This window comes from Bacillus sp. PAMC26543 (genome assembly GCF_014250375.1).
Lineage (GTDB): Bacteria > Bacillota > Bacilli > Bacillales > Bacillaceae > Bacillus > Bacillus halotolerans.
In genome coordinates this window covers 1,757,069-1,776,471 of sequence record NZ_CP060193.1, presented here as the reverse complement: position 1 = coordinate 1,776,471, position 19,403 = coordinate 1,757,069, and the positions used below count along the sequence as shown (strand labels likewise).

19 protein-coding genes and 1 pseudogene are annotated in these 19,403 nt (G+C 45.0%); 5 read left to right on the top strand and 15 right to left on the bottom strand.

Annotated elements, in window-relative coordinates; all coding sequences use genetic code 11:
- The first annotated feature begins 24 nt into the window (after nt 1-24).
- Nucleotides 25-117, top strand: a complete 93-nt coding sequence (gene prli42, locus H7F27_RS09060) for a stressosome-associated protein Prli42 (protein ID WP_003226489.1) — start codon at nt 25-27, stop codon at nt 115-117.
- Nucleotides 118-136: 19 nt separating this feature from the next.
- Here prli42 and H7F27_RS09055 read toward each other — a convergent pair whose 3' ends face one another.
- The 6 genes from H7F27_RS09055 to brxB all read right to left on the bottom strand — a co-directional run bounded on the left by H7F27_RS09055 (nt 137) and on the right by brxB (nt 4,685).
- Nucleotides 137-667, bottom strand: a complete 531-nt coding sequence (locus tag H7F27_RS09055) for a L,D-transpeptidase (RefSeq protein ID WP_103672246.1) — start codon at nt 665-667, stop codon at nt 137-139.
- 51 nt (nt 668-718) lie between these two features.
- Nucleotides 719-1,687 carry an aromatic acid exporter family protein gene (locus tag H7F27_RS09050; protein ID WP_095713307.1) on the bottom strand — a complete coding sequence of 323 codons (969 nt, stop codon included), beginning with the start codon at nt 1,685-1,687 and terminating at the stop codon, nt 719-721.
- Between the two features lie 71 nt (nt 1,688-1,758).
- Entirely contained in the window at nt 1,759-2,481 is a 723-nt protein-coding gene (gene artR, locus H7F27_RS09045) for an arginine ABC transporter ATP-binding protein ArtM (protein ID WP_024121976.1), read from the bottom strand.
- A complete protein-coding gene (gene artQ / locus H7F27_RS09040) occupies nt 2,474-3,133 on the bottom strand; it encodes an arginine ABC transporter permease ArtQ (protein ID WP_014664528.1) in 660 nt (219 codons plus the stop codon). Before artQ ends, artR begins: the two co-directional genes overlap by 8 nt.
- Before the next feature lie 80 nt (nt 3,134-3,213).
- Nucleotides 3,214-3,981, bottom strand: coding sequence for an arginine ABC transporter substrate-binding protein ArtP (gene artP, locus H7F27_RS09035; RefSeq protein WP_024121977.1), 768 nt, complete (start codon nt 3,979-3,981; stop codon nt 3,214-3,216).
- A 266-nt stretch (nt 3,982-4,247) separates the two neighbouring features.
- Nucleotides 4,248-4,685, bottom strand: coding sequence for a bacilliredoxin BrxB (brxB, locus tag H7F27_RS09030; protein ID WP_024121978.1), 438 nt, complete (start codon nt 4,683-4,685; stop codon nt 4,248-4,250).
- Nucleotides 4,686-4,846: 161 nt separating this feature from the next.
- Between brxB and H7F27_RS09025 the strand changes: the two genes are divergently transcribed.
- From H7F27_RS09025 to H7F27_RS09015, 3 genes are all read left to right on the top strand, one after another.
- The gene (locus H7F27_RS09025) at nt 4,847-5,740 is read left to right on the top strand and encodes a YegS/Rv2252/BmrU family lipid kinase (RefSeq protein WP_024121979.1); all 894 of its coding nucleotides are present in this window, start codon (nt 4,847-4,849) and stop codon (nt 5,738-5,740) included.
- Between the two features lie 123 nt (nt 5,741-5,863).
- Complete coding sequence (bmr, locus tag H7F27_RS09020) at nt 5,864-7,033, top strand: multidrug efflux MFS transporter Bmr (RefSeq protein ID WP_024121980.1); 1,170 nt, start codon at nt 5,864-5,866, stop codon at nt 7,031-7,033.
- Between the two features lie 69 nt (nt 7,034-7,102).
- Nucleotides 7,103-7,939 carry a MerR family transcriptional regulator gene (locus tag H7F27_RS09015; protein ID WP_185848847.1) on the top strand — a complete coding sequence of 279 codons (837 nt, stop codon included), beginning with the start codon at nt 7,103-7,105 and terminating at the stop codon, nt 7,937-7,939.
- Between the two features lie 61 nt (nt 7,940-8,000).
- On the opposite strand, the gene H7F27_RS09010 is transcribed toward H7F27_RS09015, so the two are convergent.
- From H7F27_RS09010 to H7F27_RS08975, 8 genes and pseudogenes are all read right to left on the bottom strand, one after another.
- A complete protein-coding gene (locus H7F27_RS09010; protein WP_103672248.1) occupies nt 8,001-9,266 on the bottom strand; it encodes a dihydrolipoamide acetyltransferase family protein in 1,266 nt (421 codons plus the stop codon).
- Nucleotides 9,267-9,287: 21 nt separating this feature from the next.
- Nucleotides 9,288-10,271, bottom strand: coding sequence for a 3-methyl-2-oxobutanoate dehydrogenase subunit beta (gene bfmBAB / locus H7F27_RS09005; RefSeq protein WP_185848846.1), 984 nt, complete (start codon nt 10,269-10,271; stop codon nt 9,288-9,290).
- Nucleotides 10,272-10,284: 13 nt separating this feature from the next.
- Nucleotides 10,285-11,277: a 3-methyl-2-oxobutanoate dehydrogenase subunit alpha gene (gene bfmBAA, locus H7F27_RS09000; RefSeq protein WP_024121984.1), complete on the bottom strand. Its 993-nt coding sequence runs from the start codon at nt 11,275-11,277 to the stop codon at nt 10,285-10,287.
- 21 nt (nt 11,278-11,298) lie between these two features.
- Nucleotides 11,299-12,723 (bottom strand): dihydrolipoyl dehydrogenase, encoded by a 1,425-nt coding sequence (gene lpdA / locus H7F27_RS08995; RefSeq protein ID WP_185848845.1) that lies wholly within the window; start codon nt 12,721-12,723, stop codon nt 11,299-11,301.
- Between the two features lie 19 nt (nt 12,724-12,742).
- Nucleotides 12,743-13,828 (bottom strand): butyrate kinase, encoded by a 1,086-nt coding sequence (gene buk, locus H7F27_RS08990; protein ID WP_185848844.1) that lies wholly within the window; start codon nt 13,826-13,828, stop codon nt 12,743-12,745.
- A gap of 23 nt (nt 13,829-13,851) precedes the next feature.
- Nucleotides 13,852-14,947 (bottom strand): annotated as a pseudogene (bcd, locus tag H7F27_RS08985) (branched-chain amino acid dehydrogenase).
- A gap of 11 nt (nt 14,948-14,958) precedes the next feature.
- On the bottom strand, nt 14,959-15,858 hold the full coding sequence (gene yqiS, locus H7F27_RS08980) for a phosphate butyryltransferase (protein ID WP_059293634.1): 900 nt from the start codon (nt 15,856-15,858) through the stop codon (nt 14,959-14,961).
- Between the two features lie 124 nt (nt 15,859-15,982).
- Nucleotides 15,983-18,061, bottom strand: a complete 2,079-nt coding sequence (locus H7F27_RS08975) for a sigma-54 interaction domain-containing protein (RefSeq protein WP_185848843.1) — start codon at nt 18,059-18,061, stop codon at nt 15,983-15,985.
- 151 nt (nt 18,062-18,212) lie between these two features.
- Between H7F27_RS08975 and H7F27_RS08970 the strand changes: the two genes are divergently transcribed.
- The gene (locus tag H7F27_RS08970; protein ID WP_024121990.1) at nt 18,213-18,455 is read left to right on the top strand and encodes a DUF2627 domain-containing protein; all 243 of its coding nucleotides are present in this window, start codon (nt 18,213-18,215) and stop codon (nt 18,453-18,455) included.
- Nucleotides 18,456-18,490: 35 nt separating this feature from the next.
- Here H7F27_RS08970 and prpB read toward each other — a convergent pair whose 3' ends face one another.
- Nucleotides 18,491-19,396 carry a methylisocitrate lyase gene (prpB, locus tag H7F27_RS08965; RefSeq protein WP_101861012.1) on the bottom strand — a complete coding sequence of 302 codons (906 nt, stop codon included), beginning with the start codon at nt 19,394-19,396 and terminating at the stop codon, nt 18,491-18,493.
- Nucleotides 19,397-19,403: the final 7 nt, after the last annotated feature.

Below are 19,403 nucleotides of genomic sequence, written 5' to 3'. Positions count from 1 at the left end.
TCAGATTGTCTAAGGAGTGAAACCATGTCTCAAAAACTGATGAAAAGCGTTTTAATCGTGATTTTGGGAGTTTTTATTCTTTCAACAGTACTCTCAGGAATCGTTATGTTTTTATAATGATAAAAAAGCAGGCGGCCTATTGAACAGGAACATCCTGCTTTTTTATCAGGGCTTTATGCTCAATGGCAATCTCCTCAAAAGCCCGGGAGTCTTTCGTGATCAGCACTCTCGTCCCCACCGGAATCTCTTGAAACAGATGGACAACTTCATCGTTATGCATACGTATACAGCCGTTAGATACAAATTGACCGATAGATTCTTCCCGGTTTGTCCCGTGAATTCCGTAGATCCGGCCGTCTGTCCCTCTCGCATCAAACCCAATCCATCTTGCCCCAAGCGGGTTCTCAGAAGCTCCGCCTTCAATATTTTTCTTTCTGTAATAAGGATTCGCCGCTTTTACTGTAATCGAAAATTCTCCCTCAGGCGTCAGATCATCCGACTTTCCGGTTGCCACACGATAAACGCCTTCAATTTTGTTGTCGATGATGACAGCAAGCTCATTTGTTTTCTTGTTGACGATGACATACGGGTCACCCGGAAGAGGATTTTCACCAAGCGGCCATATCGGAGAAATAATCATAAATATTGAACATAAGAAAAAACGCATAAGCTCCTCCTTTTCCATTAGGTTGACCAATGTAGGATGAGCTCATGCGAGTTAAGCGAGCGATTTTTCTGCTTTGATTCCTTTGAAATAACTTTTGATCACTAAATATTGCTCCATTTCCCCAAGAAGATGAAAGAGTGCGGCTCTCGCTTCAAATTCTTCTCTTGTCGCAGGAAGCGGCATCTCTTCGAATTCTTTTCTCATGTCAGCAAGTCTTTTCAAAAATTTGTAGGCTGTATTCCCCGGGTGAATTGCTTCCCGCAGATCGCGAAGAAATTCAGCAATCATTTTTCCCTGATCCACCGTAATGGAAATCGATGTCACTTTAGGGAGAAGGCGCTCGATGATTTCAAATTGTTTTTCTCTCATTTTAAAATAATGATAGTGCTGATTTTCGTGGCGCAGAATGTGGTTTTGTACATCTCGGTACGCCAGGTTTTTGGCTTCAGTGATTAACTGGTGTGTTTCCGGAATTTCTTTTCCTGTCCAATCTTGCTCACCAGTTAACAAATACCGTTCGATTTCTGCGAAAATGACAGCAAAATTGTCCTCTATCTTTTTTCGATAGGCGATCAGCTTCCGGTCAAGGCTCGGCATATACAGATTCATTAAAAGAGCAACGCCGATTCCCACCGTAATTAACTGGACTTCATTCCAGATGAATTGGGGCGTAATGCCGCCGGACATATACAGATGAAGAATAATAACTGAGCTGGTGACGATTCCTTCGTTTATTTTTAAAACAACAGTTGTCGGGATGAAAATCAGCAAAAGCAATCCAATGACAAACGGATCATAGCCAATCAGTTCGAAAAAGAGATAGGAAAAGAGAATTGCCAGACAGCATGCTGCAAATCGGGCCCATGACGCTTGAAGCGACCGTTTTTGTGTGATTTGTATGCACAAAATGGTGATAATTCCTGCTGATGCGAAGTTTTGCAGATGTAAAAGCTGGCTTATATAAATAGCCAAAGCTGTTCCAAGTGCGGTCTTTATTGTGCGGTAACCAATTTTAAACATGTCGGACTCCATTCTATTTGTTTCTTCAACAAAAAAGAAGAAGCACAAGCCTTCTTCTTTTTCCCTATATTCTATAATATTTTTTCTAAAAAGTCCTGCGCTCTTTTGGATTTTGGCGAAAGAAAAAATTCTTTCGGATTGCCGTCCTCGACAATCATCCCTTCATCCATAAATAACACGCGGTCGGCTACTTCTTTTGCAAAGCCCATTTCATGTGTAACAATTACCATGGTCATACCGGTTTCAACCAGTTCTTTCATGACCTGGAGCACTTCTTTGACCATTTCAGGGTCAAGCGCGGATGTCGGCTCGTCGAACAGCATGATTTCAGGATTCATTGCCAAAGCACGAGCGATGGCGACACGCTGCTTTTGTCCGCCTGATAAACGGTTTGGATAGTCATTTCGCTTTTCAAACAATCCGACTTTGCGCAGCAGCTCTTCGGCTTTTCCCTGTGCAGTCTGCTTGGATTCTTTTTTGACATTTACAGGTGCGTACATGATATTTTCGAGAACCGTTTTGTGCGGAAAAAGATGAAAATGCTGAAATACCATTCCGATGTTTTCCCGTACCTTTAATGTATTGGTTTTCGGCTGCGTAATCTCTTTGTCTTTAATTGTGATGGTTCCGCCGTTAGGTTTCTCCAAGAGATTCAAACAGCGAAGAAATGTTGATTTGCCTGAGCCTGAAGGGCCGATGACGGCAACAACCTCACCTTCAGCGATGTTTGTTGAAATGTTTTTTAATACTTCATGTTTCCCAAATGATTTTGACAGCTTTTCAACCTTAATCATTGGATTTCAGCTTCCTTTCTACAGCCTTGCCGATAAACGTTAAAATAAGGACAAGCACATAATAAATCAATCCGGCGATAATCAGCGGCTCAAGGTAATTGTAAGTGGCGGCGCCAGCTTGATACGCCCGTCTCATAACATCGCCAAGACCAATAACTGTAACGATCGCTGATTCTTTTGTTAACGTAATTAATTCATTTACAATGGCAGGTGATATATTTTTGAAGGCCTGCGGCAAAAGCAGATCCTTCATCATTTTGCCGTACGGAACACCCAGTGCGACAGCAGCCTCTTTTTGCCCTTTATCAATTGCGTTGATTCCCGCTCTGATAATTTCCGATACATAAGCAGCGGAATTCAGTGACAATGCGACAACCGCCGCCCAAAACTGGTCAATTTGAAAGCCGAGCAGCTGCGGGAGCCCGAAATAAACAATCATAAGCTGCAGCACTAAAGGCGTGCCGCGAAATACTGATGTGTAAAAATCAGCAATCCAGATCAGCGGGCGGAATGTGCTGATCTTGCATAAGCTTAGCACAATCCCTAATATAAGTCCGATAATAGCAGATACAACAACAATTTTTAATGTGATTGCTAAGCCTTCTAATATAAAAGGAATTTGGGGGATCGTTGCTGAAAAATCCAAATTCATAGCCTTTGTCTCCTTTTCTTACAGGAAAAAAAATTTCCTATTCAATAAAAAGGCTCAACGAAAAAGTTGAGCCGCTTTTTTTACTTCTCGCCAGTGAACCATTTTTTCTTCAATTTATCGAGCTCTCCGTTATCTTGCATTTCTTTGAGCGCTTTATTGAATTTGTCCGTCAGTTCACTGTCTTTTCTGAAAGCAATCGCAGAACCGGCTTCTTCCGCTTTCGCATCAGGAATCACGAAGCCCTGCAGGTCATCATTTGATTTGAAATACCCTTCTGCCACCATGTCTTCAATAATCGCAGCATCAAAACGGTCAGATTTGATTTCCTGCACCAAATCAGAAATTCTGTTGCGGTCTTCAGTTTTAAAATCATATTCCGGAGAAAGCTCTTTCCCCTTCTCTTCCTGAATGGAGCCAAGCTGAACGCCGACTGTTTTTCCTTTCAAATCTTTTAAAGACTTAATGCCGCTGTCTTTTTTGCTGACAATCATATGATTCGCTGTGTAATATACATCGGAAAAATCAACTTGTTTTTTACGATCAGGCGTCGGTGTCATTCCTGACAAAACCAAATCAACTTGTTTTGATTTCAGTGCTGTAATTAAGCTGTTAAAGTCCATATCCTGCACTTCAATTTCGTAGCCGGTTTTCTTCGCAAGGGCCTTTGCCAAATCTACATCAAAACCGACAATGTTATCGCCATCTTTATATTCAAACGGTTTGTAATCCGCCGAAGTTCCCATAATTATCTTTTTCTTCCCGCTTTCTGAACCTGAATTGCTTGAGCCGCAAGCAGATAATGCAAAGGTGATGCACGCAGCTACCAGTAATAAGAGCCATTTTTTCATGATCCATTTCCCCCATATTCATTACTTTTATCATATTTGAATATTTATTCGTTAATTTGTATTTTAAACACTTTCTTATTTTTATGCAATACTATTTTTAAAAATTATCTCGAAGCTTATTTTTCCAGCAATCTCTTCTCCTATCACTAGGCAAAAGGACATCTTTTATAGCGCATCCATTGAATAAACTCTAATATTTATTCATCATGACTTGGAATTTTATGCACAAAAAAACCCCGTGCCGCTCGGGCATCCGGGGTTTTATCTTATACTTCTTCGCAATATTCTTCGAAGGCTTCCTGCAGTTTAGAGACAACTGCCATCGGCTCATGGCCTTCAATCTCATGACGCTCCACCATTTTCATGATTTTCCCGTCTTTTAGAATAGCAAATGACGGAGAGGATGGCGGATATCCTTCGAAATATTCGCGCGCTCTTGCCGTCGCTTCTTTATCCTGTCCCGCAAACACAGTCACGAGCTGGTCAGGTCTTTTGTCATAATGAACGGAATGGTATGCAGCCGGTCTTGCGATCCCGCCCGCGCATCCGCAGACAGAATTGACCATGACAAGCGTCGTTCCTTTTTTCGTAAGTGCCTCGTCCACCTCTTCAGCTGTTTTCAGTTCGGTATATCCGGCAGCTGTAATTTCTTGTCTCGCTTGGCGGACAACATCATTCATAAATAAATTAAAGTCCATGTTCAATGAAGACCTCTCCTTTTTCATCATCTGTTCTTATGATAGCAAGGAAACCGCCTTATCGGCAAATGCTACCGCTTATATCGGAGGATTTTTTGCTTTCCGTTTACTCCTTACAAGATAAGGGAATTATATAATCAGATGTATAAATAAAGGAGCAGTTTTGTATGAGCCACCGGAAAGCTTTACTTATTCATAACGGAAACGCCGGCAACAAAAATATAGAAAAAGCATTAGGAGCTGTTGTGCCGGTTTTATCACAATCGTTAGATGAGGTGATCATTAAACAGACAAAGAAAAAAGACGATGCCTATCATTTTTGCCGTTCAATAGATGATTCTATCGAGACTGTCTTTATTCTCGGCGGCGACGGTACAGTCCATCAATGCATCAATGGCATCAGTACTTTAGAAAGAAGGCCAGCTGTCGGTATTTTGCCCGGCGGAACGTGCAATGACTTTTCAAGAGTGCTGGGCATTCCTCAAAATCTTGCAAAGGCAGCCGAAGCACTCGTGTCAGGAAAAAAATCCAAGGTTGATGTATGCCAGATGAACGATCGTTATTTTTTGAATTTCTGGGGGATCGGCCTGATCGCAGAAACATCGAATCAAATCAACGAAACGGAAAAAGCGTTATTAGGAAAAATCAGCTATTTTACAAGCGCGTTACGTACCGTCTCATCCGCTGAGTCCTTTCCTATTTCATTGACAATCGATGGGCAAGAGATAAAAGATGAAGCCGTTATGCTGCTTGTCATGAACGGACAATACATTGGAACGAATCGAATTCCCCTGCCAGATGCCAGTATAAGTGACGGATTACTTGATATCCTCATTTGCCGCAGCACCAATCTCTCCGCTTTGCGCGAGCTGATGAATATGGAACAGGGCACAATAGAGCGGTTCACCGGTGAGCTGTCCTATGTTCAGGCCTCTCGCGTCGAAATTGAAACGGATACCGTCAAAAAGGCTGATACAGATGGAGAAGTGTACACACATACACCCGCTGTGATTCAAGTCCTTCCGCAGCACATTGACATGCTTATTCCCCGCAATGAATAACTGTCCGCTGGTAAAGGACGTTTATAAAGAGCGAACAGCTTCATAGAAAGAAATCCGTTGACTCTCCCCTAAGAGGAGGTCTTACAGTATAAGGGATACACTTTCGTAAAAAGGGGAAGTCACATGAAGAAACAGAACATCACATTAGCTATATTATTAACCAATTTATTCATTGCCTTTTTAGGGATCGGGCTTGTGATTCCGGTAACGCCCGCGATTATGAATGAATTGCATTTATCCGGTACCGCGGTCGGCTATATGGTTGCATGCTTCGCTGTTACGCAGCTTATTGTGTCACCAATCGCCGGACGCTGGGTTGACCGCTTCGGACGCAAAATTATGATCGTGATTGGCCTGTTGTTTTTTAGTGTTTCAGAGTTTTTATTCGGCATCGGAAAAACAGTTGACATTTTATTTATATCCCGTATGCTTGGCGGTATCAGTGCTGCTTTCATTATGCCCGGGGTCACGGCTTTTATCGCCGATATCACTACTGTTAAAACACGGCCGAAAGCGCTCGGCTATATGTCAGCCGCTATTTCAACAGGTTTTATTATCGGTCCCGGCATTGGCGGATTTTTAGCGGAAATCCATTCCCGTCTGCCTTTCTTCTTTGCGGCAGCCTTTGCGTTAATAGCAGCCATTTTATCGATGCTAACGCTTCGGGAACCGGAGCGAAATCCTGAGAATGAGAAAATAGAGGGCCAAAAGACAGGATTCAAGCGGATTTTTGCACCTATGTATTTCATTGCTTTTCTCATCATTTTAATATCGTCTTTTGGATTAGCATCGTTTGAATCTTTATTTGCGTTATTCGTTGATCATAAATTCGGATTTACGGCCAGTGACATTGCCATTTTGATAACTGGGGGAGCAATTGTCGGAGCCATCACGCAAGTCGTCTTATTCGACCGCTTCACAAGGTGGTTTGGGGAAATCCGTTTAATCCGCTACAGCTTAATTCTCTCAACTAGTCTTGTGTTTTTGCTGACCATCGTAAATTCATATGCTGCGATTTTATTAGTTACCTTCACCGTATTTGTCGGATTCGATCTTATGCGGCCGGCCGTAACAACCTATCTGTCAAAAATTGCGGGAAATGAACAGGGGTTTGCCGGCGGGATGAATTCAATGTTTACGAGTATCGGCAATGTGTTCGGCCCTATTATCGGGGGAATGCTATTCGATATTGACTTAAACTATCCATTTTATTTTGCAACAGTAGCTTTAGCCATAGGCATTGCGCTGACCATTGCCTGGAAAGCCCCTGCCCATATAAAAGCCAGCATGTAAAAAAAGCGTATTCTTTGTGTACTGCAAAGGATGCGCTTTTTCATTATACTGATCATAAGGGGGGATGGCATGAAGGACTCGTTTTACTCAATTGGAGAAGTTTCAAAACTGGCAAATGTGTCGATTAAAGCGCTTCGTTACTACGATAAGATTGATTTATTCAAACCCGCCTACGTCGACCCGGATACGAACTACCGCTATTATACTGACTCCCAGCTCTATCATCTTGATTTGATCAAATCATTAAAATATATTGGCACACCTTTAGAAGAGATGAAAAAGGCACAGGAATTAGAGATGGAGGAACTGTTTGCTTTTTATACAGAGCAGGAAAAGCAAATCAGGGAGAAATTAGATTTTTTATCAACATTGGAGCAGACCATTTCTCTGGTGAAAAAGCGAATGAAACGGCAGATGGAATATCCTGCGCTCGGTGAGGTGTTTGTTCTACATGAGGAAGAAACACGGATTATACAGACAGAGGCAGAGGGAATCGGGCCTGAAAACGTGCTCAACGCCTCATACAGCAAACTAAAAACATTTATCGAATCAGCTGATGGTTTTTCGAACAATAGCTACGGTGCTACTTTCTCGTTTCAGCCGTACAACAACATTGATGAAATGACTTACCGTCATATTTTTACGCCTGTCTTAACGAATAAACAAATTTCTGCGATTACGCCGGATATGGAAATCACAACAATACCAAAAGGCAAATATGTTTGTATCGCTTATAATTTCTCGCCAGAGCATTATTTTCTCAACTTACAAAAGCTGATCAAGTATATCACGGACCGTCAATTAACGGTTATCAGTGATGTTTACGAGTTAATCATACCGATTCATTATTCTCCGAAAAAACAAGAAGAATATCGGGTTGAAATGAAAATCCGAATCGCAGAATAATGGTACATAGAAAAAGAGCATTTTTTGAAGTTATCGTTCAAAAAATGCTCTTTCTGTTTGTTTAGTAGACAGAGGTCTTCTCATCTATCGATTCTAAAATTTCTTTGACACGTGCCAGGAATCTTCCGCACACGAGGCCATCAAGCACTCTGTGATCTAAAGACAGGCACAGATTGACCATATCTCTGACCGCAATCATGCCATGATCCATGACAACCGGGCGTTTGACGATCGATTCCACTTGAAGAATCGCAGCCTGAGGATAATTGATGATTCCCATCGACTGAACAGATCCGAATGAACCTGTATTGTTGACGGTAAACGTTCCTCCCTGCATATCGTCTGCTGACAGTTTTCCGTCTCTTACCTTTTTGGCAAGGTCGGTAATTTCTCTCGCAATGCCTTTAATCGTTTTTTCATCAGCGTTTTTGATCACCGGAACAAATAAAGAATCTTCCGTGGCAACCGCGATTGAAATGTTGATATCTTTTTTCTGAATGATTTTGTCCCCCGCCCACATGCTGTTCATTTGCGGGAATTCCTTTAACGCCTGAGCGACCGCTTTTACGAAAAAGGCGAAAAAAGTTAAATTAAAGCCTTCTGTTTTCTTGAAGGAATCTTTTATACTGTTTCGGTATGCCACCATGTTTGTGACATCGACTTCCATCATCGTCCAAGCGTGAGGAATTTCTGTTTTGCTTCGTTTCATATTTGAAGCGATCGCTTTTCTAACAGCTGTGACAGGAATTTCTTTATCTCCGGCTGCTGCAGCAGGATGAGAAACGTTTTCTTTCGTCTCCTGTTTTTGCGCTGGTGCAGGAGCTGCTGCTTTTGGCTCTTCAGTCTGTTCTGAAACGCCGCCTGAATCAATGATACGCTGAATATCTTTTCTCGTGATCCTTCCGCCGGCGCCCGTTCCTTTCACTTGCTCAAGGTCAATGCCATGCTCTCCGGCCAAACGAAGTACGGCTGGAGAAAAACGTTTCTTATTGGCCTGACTGGCTGCTTCAGTGCGGCTTTCAGGAGCAGCTTGCCCGGCAGTTGGCGCTTCCGCCTGATCTTGTTTTTGTTCAGCCGGCTTTGCGCCTTCTGTTTCGATTTTGCAAATCACTTCTCCGACTTGCAGGGTCTGGCCTTCTTCTCCCACAAGCTCTGTTATTGTACCGGTAAAAGAGGACGGAACCTCCGCGTTTACCTTATCTGTCATAACTTCCGCAATCGGATCGTATTTGTTCACCTTATCTCCAGGGGCGACAAGCCATTTACTGATCGTGCCCTCCGTTACGCTTTCGCCAAGCTGCGGCATCGTCATTTGTTCTATTGCCATGATCGTATCCTCCTTACGTCTTTAAAACTCCGCTAATTCTCTCATCGCCGCTTCTACTTTATCAGGGTTGAGCATAAAGTATTTTTCCATTGTCGGCGCATAAGGCATAGCCGGAATATCAGGACCTGCAAGCCGTTTGATCGGCGCGTCTAAGTCGAACAGACAATGCTCGGATATAATGGCAGCCACCTCACTCATGATACTGCCCTCTTTTGTATCTTCTGTGACCAAAAGGACCTTTCCGGTTTTGGATGCCGCTTCGATGATCGCTTCTTGATCAAGCGGGTATACCGTTCTTAAATCCACCACATATACAGAAATGCCGTCTTTTTCGAGACGTTCTGCAGCCTGTAAAGCAAAGTGGACACAAAGCCCGTATGTGATCACCGTGATGTCATCGCCTTCCCTTTTTACATCAGCCTTGCCGATAGGAAGTACATAATCATCTGCCGGAACCTCTCCTTTGATCAGACGGTACGCGCGTTTATGCTCAAAAAACAGCACCGGATCTTCATCACGAACTGCAGCTTTTAAGAGTCCTTTCGCGTCATATGGCGTTGAAGGCATCACAATTTTCAGTCCGGGCTGATTGGCAAAAATTGCTTCGACTGATTGAGAATGATAAAGCGCTCCGTGCACGCCGCCACCGTACGGCGCTCTGACAACGATCGGGCAGCTCCAGTCATTGTTGCTGCGGTAACGGATTTTAGCAGCCTCGGAGATAATCTGGTTTACCGCCGGCATAATAAAATCTGCAAATTGCATTTCAGCAATCGGCCTCATGCCGTACATAGCCGCTCCGATACCGACTCCGGCGATCGCCGATTCAGCAAGCGGCGTATCCATGACACGCTCTTCTCCAAATTGTTCGTACAGGCCGGCTGTGGCTTTAAATACACCGCCTTTTTTCCCTACATCTTCCCCAAGAACGAAGACACGTGAATCTCGTTCCATTTCTTCTTTCATCGCCAAATTGATCGCATCAATATATGACATTACTGACATTTGTACTTCCTCCCTACTTCGCATACACATAATCGAGCGCTGACTCAGGAGCTGCATAAGGAGCGTTCTCCGCTTCATCTGTCGCCTCGTTTATGATTGCCATGATTTCGTCCAGCATGGTTTGTTCTATCTCTTCGGTCAGCAGGCCTATTTCCTTTAAGTAAGCTTGATAAGTAAACAGGGGATCACTTTTTTTCGCTTCCTCTACTTCTTCACGGCCTCTGTAGCTGCTGTCGTCGTCATCGCTGGAATGCGGTGTCAGGCGGTAAGAAATCGTCTCAATTAAGGTAGGGCCTTCTCCTCTGCGCGCCCGTTCACGCGCTTCTTTCACCGCTTGATAAACTTCTAGCGGATCGTTTCCATTCACCGTTACACCAGGCATTCCATAGCCTACGGCACGATCTGAAATATTTTCACAGGCCACTTGCTTATCGTAAGGGACCGAAATCGCGTATTTGTTGTTTTCGCACATAAAAATAACCGGAAGCTTATGAACAGCGGCAAAGTTTGCCCCTTCATGGAAATCGCCTTGGTTTGAAGATCCTTCTCCAAATGTGACAAAAGCTGCAATGTCTTTTTTCTCCATGCGTCCAGCCAGCGCAATGCCGACCGCATGCGGCACTTGCGTTGTTACCGGAGAAGACCCCGTCACGATCCGGTTTTCCTTTTGACCGAAATGCCCCGGCATTTGGCGGCCACCTGAGTTTGGATCTGCTGCTTTGGCAAACCCGGACATCATTAAGTCCTTCGCGGTCATGCCAAACGCGAGCACGACACCCATGTCTCTATAGTAAGGCAGCACATAATCCGTTTCACGGTCAAGGGCGAAAGCTGCTCCTACTTGTGCTGCTTCCTGTCCTTGACAAGAGATAACAAACGGGATTTTACCAGAGCGGTTTAACAGCCACATTCTTTCATCGATTTTTCTTGCTAACAGCATGGTTCTATACATATCAACGGCTTCCTGATCAGTCAGCCCTAATGCTTGATGTCGGTTTGTACTCATTCAAGCGCCTCCTTTATGCTTTTAAAAATGAATGGCTTTGCCATCTGCAGCAAGCGCTGCTTCTCCAATCGCTTCAGACAGCGTCGGGTGCGGGTGGATCGTTTGTCCGATCTCCCATGGCGTCGCATCCAGCACTTTTGCAAGACCTGCCTCTGATATCATGTCAGTGACATGCGGGCCTATCATATGCACGCCGAGAATATCATCTGTGGCACGATCAGCTATGATTTTTACGAAGCCATCGCTTTCCCCGTACACAAGTGCTTTTCCGATCGCCATAAATGGGAACTTTCCTATTTTGACATCGTGTCCCTTCGCCTTTGCCTCTTCTTCCGTTAAACCCACACTAGCTGCTTCCGGGCTGGAATAGATGCACTTCGGTACAAGTGCCGGGTCAAGCGGGTGCGGATTGAGGCCTGCGATATGCTCCACTGCAAGGATTCCTTCATGTGACGCCACATGAGCAAGCTGAAGGCCCCCGATGACATCCCCGATCGCATAAATATGAGATTCTTTCGTCTGGCAGCTGCCGTTAACAGAGATGACGCCATTTTGAGTGACAACATCGGTGTTTTCCAAACCGATGCCTTCGATATTTGCCTGTCTGCCAATGGAAACAAGCATTTTTTCCGATGTATAAGTGACGGTTTCTCCGTCTTTTTCCGCCTGTATACTGATTTCGTCTGATGATTTTTTTAACGTATCAGGCAGCACTTTAGCTCCTGTGACAAACTGAATTCCTTTTTTCGTAAAAAGGCTTTGCATTTCTTTTGAAATGTCCTGGTCTTCAGTCGGCAATATCCGGTCCGCATATTCGATAACCGTTACGTTTACGCCAAAGTCATGAAGCATGGATGCCCATTCGATTCCAATGACCCCTCCGCCGACGATGATCATTGATTTTGGAAGCTCCTCCATTTGGAGCGCTTCATCTGAGGTCAAAACAAACTCTCCGTCCGCTTCCAGACCCGGAAGCATTCTCGGCCTTGAACCTGTAGCTATAATGACCTGCTTCGGGATCAGCATGTCATTTTCTTCGCCATTTCCCCGTTCAACAGAAATCGTTCCCGGCAGCGGAGAGAAAATAGACGGTCCGAGGATGCGCCCATATCCGTCATACACGTCAATTTTTCCTTTTTTCATTAAATGATTGACGCCTGCTGCAAGCTTATCAACAACAGCCTGCTTACGGTGCTGTACCTTTTCAAAGTTGAGGGAAACGCCGGACGTTTCGACTCCGAATTGATCGGCTTCACGGGCTGTCCGGTACACTTCCGCGCTTCTAAGCAGCGCTTTACTCGGAATACAGCCTTTATGCAGGCATGTTCCGCCGAGCTTTTCTTTTTCTACAACGGCTGTTTTTAAGCCGAGCTGCGCCGCTCTGATCGCCGCGACATAACCGCCTGTACCGCCGCCCAGAATGACTACATCATACTCAGTTGCCATCTGACTCACTCCTGTCTGTCTATTCAATGCGATATTGTTTGGATTGCTCTTCGCCCTGCAATACCCTGAGCGCTCCTTGGGCCAGAGATTGCAGTTCGTTTTCTCCCGGATATACTAATACGTCCGAAATCCAATCTATGTATGATCTGATGCTGGAAACAAAGCTTTTGCCGTAAGCCAGACCTCCTGTCAGAACAATGGCCTCGACTTCGCCTTTTAAAACGGCGCTTGCTGCTCCGATTTCTTTCGCTACCTGATACGCCATGGCGTCAAAAATTAAGCGGGCTTTTTCATCGCCCTCCTGAATCATTTGTTCTACTTTCACAGCGTCATTTGTACCGAGATAACCGGAGAGCCCGCCGGTTCCCACCAGTTTTTTCATCATTTCTTCTTTTGTATATTCTCCTGAAAAGCATAAATCGACGAGATCCCCCGCAGGCACTGTTCCTGCGCGTTCAGGACTGAACGGCCCCTCTCCGTGAAGGCCGTTGTTGACATCGACCACCCGGCCCCGGTCATGTACACCTATTGTAATGCCGCCGCCCAAATGAGTAATGATCAATTTCATATTCTCATATCGTTTGCCAAGAGAGTCTGCCGCCTTACGGGCGACAGCTTTTTGGTTTAAAGCATGAAAAATGCTTTTCCGTTCAATTTCCGGCATACCTGATATTTTAGCGAGCTCTGACATTTCGTCAACTACAACAGGGTCTACAATATAAGATGGAATGTTGAGGCCGTCAGCAATTTCTCTTGCGATAATGCCTCCTAAATTGGAGGCATGCTGTCCTGCATAACCGCTTTTCAAGTCCTCAATCATATCGTCATTCACTTCATATGTCCCGCCTTCTATCGGACGGAGAAGACCCCCTCTGGCACAGACAGCATCAAATTTTGAAATATTGATGCCCTGTTCATGAAGCGATTCGAGGATATGCTTTTTTCGAAACTCATACTGGTCAATAATATGGTCGAACTGCTGCAGCTCTTCTATGTCGTGTCTCAGTGTTTTTTCAAAAATACTGCGTTCATTATGAAAAACACCGATTTTCGTTGAAGTTGAGCCTGGATTAATGGTGAGAATGCGTTTTTCATCATGTAGCATTTCAAAACCTCCAGATCAATTTCTTAGCGTCTGCTTAATATATGGTGGCCGTTTTGCAAAAACTGGCTTCTTGAGCGGCGATTGCGTTCAATTCGTTCTTCAGCCAAGCGGTCAGCCGCTAAATACGTCGGAATGCCGTCACGCTGGGAAATGTCAAGGACACGTTCAATGTTAGCGTAAATGCCCTCAACCTTTTTCAGTGCACGTTCCGCATTATAGCCATAAAGCTCATCCGCAACGTTGATAACGCCGCCCGCGTTGATGACGTAGTCCGGTGCGTAAACAATGCCCATTTCGTGAATTTGATCGCCGTGGCGAGTTTCTTTCAGCTGATTGTTAGCCGCGCCTGCAATCACTTTAGCTTTCAGCTGCTTAATAGTATCGTCATTGATGGTTGCACCAAGAGCACACGGCGCATAAATATCGCAGTTTTGTGAATAAATATCTTCTGGATCAACCGCACGAGCGCCAAAATCTTGTACCGCACGTTCAACTGATTGCTTGTTGATATCCGTAACGATTAAGCTTGCTCCTTCTTCATGAAGGTGGCGGCATAGATTGTAAGCCACGTTGCCAACACCCTGTACAGCGATGGTTTTTCCTTCAAGAGAGTCCGTGCCGAATGCAGCTTTAGCGGCAGCCTTCATGCCTTTATACACCCCGTAAGCAGTAACAGGAGACGGATTTCCTGAAGAGCCGAATGCTGGGGAAATACCTGTGACAAAATCTGTTTCATCATGAATGATATCCATATCCTCAACCGTTGTGCCGACATCCTCAGCCGTAATATATCTGCCGTTAAGCCCTTGAATATAACGGCCGAACGCGCGGAACATTTCTTCATTTTTATCCTTGCGCGGATCGCCGATGATAACCGTTTTTTCCGCCACCCAGGTTTAAGCCTGCCGCCGCGTTTTTATAGGTCATGCCTCTTGCAAGTCTCAGTGCGTCTTCAATCGCAGCTTCTTCATTTTCATACGTCCACATTCTCGTTCCGCCGAGCGCTGGTCCCAGTGTTGTATCATGAATTGCGATAATTGCCTTTAATCCTGATTGTTCGTCTTGGCAGAAAACCAATTGCTCATAATCGTATTGCTCCATATATTTAAAAAGTTCCATATCAGTTCCTCCTAAAGTGTGTATTCTTCAGATGCGCATAATGCCAGCGCGATCGAATACAGTTTGTTTTCAGCGGAATCCGCTCTGCTCGTTAATGCAATCGGCGCTTTGGCCCCCGTAATGACAGCCGCCACGTGTGCTTTCGCAAAATAAATCAGTGATTTATATAAAATATTTCCCGCTTCAATCGAAGGGACAAGAAGGATATCGGCGCTGCCCGCTACGTCTCCCGAAATCTTTTTCTGAGCCGCGGCGATTTGCGATACTGCGTTATCCAAGGCAAGCGGTCCATCTACAATGCACCCTTTAATCTGCCCTCTTTTGCACATTTGGGCGAGAGCAGCTGCATTGACCGTCGCTTCCATCTTCGGATTTACCGTTTCTACCGCTGCAAGGGCAGCCGCTTTTGGCATATTGTTCCCTACTGCACGCGCGACATGAACAGCATTTTGAAGAATCTGCTGAAGCTCCTCCAGCGAAGGGGCAATATTCATAGCCGAATCTGTCACAAACATGAGTCTCTCAAAGTCAGGAATATCAAACACGGCCACATGAGAAAGGACACGGGATTTCCGCAGCCCTTCCTGTTTGTTTAATACCGCTTTAAGCAAAACAGAAGTCGGCACATTCCCTTTCATTAAGACGTCTGCTTTTTTTTGATGAACAGCGCGAACCGCTAGCTTCGCCGATTCCTCCGGCGTATTGGCATGAATGATTTCCACTTGATGCCCTTGCATGGAGGATGTCAGGTCGTTCAGTTTTTTGCTGTCGCCCACTAATAAAAAACGGACGGACAAATGCTCGGCTGCCAGTTTCACAGCCCGGATCACTTCCTCATCCTCAGCATGAGCAACCGCAATGGTCTTGTTTTTGTACATCGACGCTTTGCCGATCAAATCTTTCAGCTTCATCAGTTACCACCTTTCTTGTCTCGACTCCGCTTTTTATTATGCAAGTTCTATGCCAGCTCGGTGCGATGCTGTCATGATGGATGCGAAGAAAGATTCGTGCAGACGTTTGCGCTTATTCTGCAAATTATTGCATGCCTTCATTTGCAAGGCCGTATTTATCCATTTTGTAATATAAATTTCGAATGCTGACGCCGAGGGCTTTCGCTGTTTTCGTACGGTTAAAATGATGCTTTTCCAGCGTTTGCTGAATCAAGTGCGCTTCAAATTTTTCAACGGCCTTAGACAGCTTTTCGCCTTCGATGTCAGGAAAATCAAAACCGGCTCCCTGTTCTGCGCTGCTTTCTTTTTGTTCTATTTCAAATACAGGCAAATGCTCTTTTTCAATCCATTCCATGTGCGGCTTCAGAAAAATCATTGCTCGTCCAAGGACATTTTCCAGCTCGCGGACATTTCCCGGCCAATGGTAAGCCGACAATGCCCGCAAAGCCTGCTGGGTCAGTCCCTTTACATTCCGGCCGTAATCGCGGTTAATTTTTTGAATGAGCCTTTCACTGAGCGCTTCAATGTCTTCAATCCGCTGACGCAAAGGAGGGATAGAGATGGGATAGCGATTGATGCGGTAATACAGATCTTCACGGAACGTCCCATCCGCCATTGCTTTTTCGATATTTACATTTGTGGCTGCAATAATTCTCACATTAACAGGGATTGCCTTCGTGCCTCCCACTCTGACGATCTCTTTTTCTTGAAGGACGCGCAGCAGTTTCGCCTGCATATTTTGCGTCAGCTCGCCGATTTCGTCTAAGAAAATGCTGCCGTTATTGGCTTCTTCAAATAAGCCCTTCTTGCCGCCGCGCTTCGCTCCCGAAAACGCGCCTTCCTCGTAGCCAAACAGTTCTGATTCCAGAAGATTTTCTGAAAGAGCGGCGCAATTTACGCGGATGAATTTATTGTATTTCCTGTCGCTTTCGTTATGGATGGCATGGGCAAACAGCTCTTTGCCCGTGCCCGATTCTCCGCGCAGCAAAATCGTTGCCGGCGTTTTCGCTCCAAGCTTCGCCTGCTCAAGCGCAACCAGCATTTGCTCACTTTTGCCGATAATATCGTCAAAGGTATATTTCGCTTCGAGCGTGCGGATAATCTGCCTGGCCCTGTTAAGCTCCGCGGTCAGCATTTTAATTTCTGACACGTCATGGATCACGCCGACACTGCCTTTTAAAATGCCATCCACAATCACCGGCGCTACATTGACGATGACCTCTTTTTCATTCGGGCCGACCTTCATTCTGACGCCGCGCACTGGGCGTCTTGTCTCAAGCACCTTTAAATGCATGCTTTCCCCTTCAGAAATATCAGTGCTCGCCGGCTTGCCGATGACTTCTTTTTCAGAAAGCCCAGTCATTTTTGTGTATGCTTTATTGATCAACAGGCCAATGCCGTTTTCATCAACGACAGAAATCGCCTCGTCGGAGGATTGTATAATCGCCTCCAGCATCGTGCGCACCTGTTTTAAATTTGTCACTTCCTCCGCCAGCTCGACCGCATCTGTAATATCCTTAAATACACTGAGTGCTCCGAGCAGACGTCCGCCTTCATCAATGATTGGCAGCCTTGTTGTTACAATTTGCAAATTTTCTCCCAAGAGCTGTTTTTGATTGTATTCAGGCTCTCTCGTTTTTAAAATCCGAGGCATCTTTGTGCTCGGGATGACTTCTTTGATCGGGCGTCCAATGACTTCCTCACGTTGTTTTCCCACCATATTTTCAGCCATATGATTAAACAGAATGATCTCTTCATTGATATCAATAAAAATCATTCCGTCGTGGGTGGAATTAAAGATTCGGTCATGTTTGTATGTTTGTTCTTTTAGCATTTGAATCAGCTGCTGTTTTTCTTCCATAAGCTGAAACACAATGTAAGCCATCTTTCCCGGCATAACAATGGTCTGCTCATGTTTTTCCTGAAGGAGTTCGTCAAGTACAGCTTGATCACCCGTTGTATGAATGACGATATCCGGCTTTTGTTGTATGTATGGTTTCCAATCAGATGAAACGGCAATTCCATAATGTTTTGCTTCTTTTAATCCCGGCGCTTCGGGGTTTTTGTCAACCACGGCAATAATGTCTATGATGGCTGTTTTAATGAGAATTTGTAATAACGCCGTTCCCCTTTTACCGGCACCTACGATCAGTACCTTCTGCATCCCGATACCCCTTTGTATGAAAAAATTTGCATACCTGTTTTTTCCGTTGCAATAATTTGCACAACCCTATGTTACCACGTTTTCTTCTCTTGACAAAATATTTTTTCCGCTGGACAATAAAGGAAATGAAAAATAAAGGGGTTTTCTGAACATGAGCCGACTTCTTGCGCTTTTGATTTTAGTGCTCCCCGGCGCCATTTCTGCTTTAGGCATTAAACTGATGAGAGATATGCTTTTCGGCCATACGGTAAAGCCATTTTCTTCTCTTTGGCTCCAAGGTTTATCAGGATTAATCTTTTTCGTTTTCGGCCTGTATGTGCTGGCCGGGTTCATCTTGTACAGAGACAGAAAACGCAATCAAGTCAGTCCGCGATTCAGAAAACAAAAGATGTAAAAAAGCCGGAGAATGCTCCGGCTTTTTTGTTCGCATTATTTATCAGGCAAGACGGTCTTGGCAATCGTTTTGTCCAGCGCTTCATAATCATAATAAGAAATCGTTTCATACAGCTCCTTACGCGTCTGCATATCATCAAGCCCTTCTTTTTGCGATCCGCGCTCCCTTATCAAGCTAAACATCCGTTCATAAGCCTTTGCCGCAGCTCTGAGCGAGGTGACCGGATAGATCACCATCTGAAACCCCATAGCAGCAAATTCATCTGCATGATAATACGGGGTTTTCCCAAACTCAGTCATATTGGCAAGAAGCGGGACAGGGATCTGTTCAGCAAACTGGCGAAATTCGTTTTCCGTTTGAAGCGCTTCAGGGAAAATTGCGTCCGCTCCCGCCTCAATGTATGCCAAAGCGCGTTTTATTGCGGATTCAAGTCCTTCTTGCGCTCTTGCATCTGTACGGCCGACAATCACAAGTGATGGTGCCGCTTGTTTAATGGCTTTTATTTTTTGCGCCAATTCCTGAGCCGGGACAAGCTGTTTGCCATTCAAATGCCCGCATTTTTTCGGAAGCTGCTGGTCCTCTATTTGCACAGCTGCCACCCTTGCTTCCAGCATCTCGCGGGCGGTGCGGGCAGCGTTTAATACCCCGCCAAAGCCCGTATCGATATCAACGAGCAAAGGCAGGTCTGCTGCGCGGACAAGATCTTTTGCCCGTTCGGCCATTTCTGCCGACGTAACAATTCCGAGATCAGGCAGCCCCCTGCTGGCCGTATAAGCCGCACCCGATAAGTATAAGGCAGAAAAACCGGCCTCCTTCGCAAGCAAGGCGGCCATCCCGTCATGAACACCGGTAATTTGCAATATTTCCGGCGCACACATCAGCTTGCGGAAGCGTTCAGCAAGCTCTTCTTGTGACGATTGCTTATTGACGATCCAAGCCAAGATATGA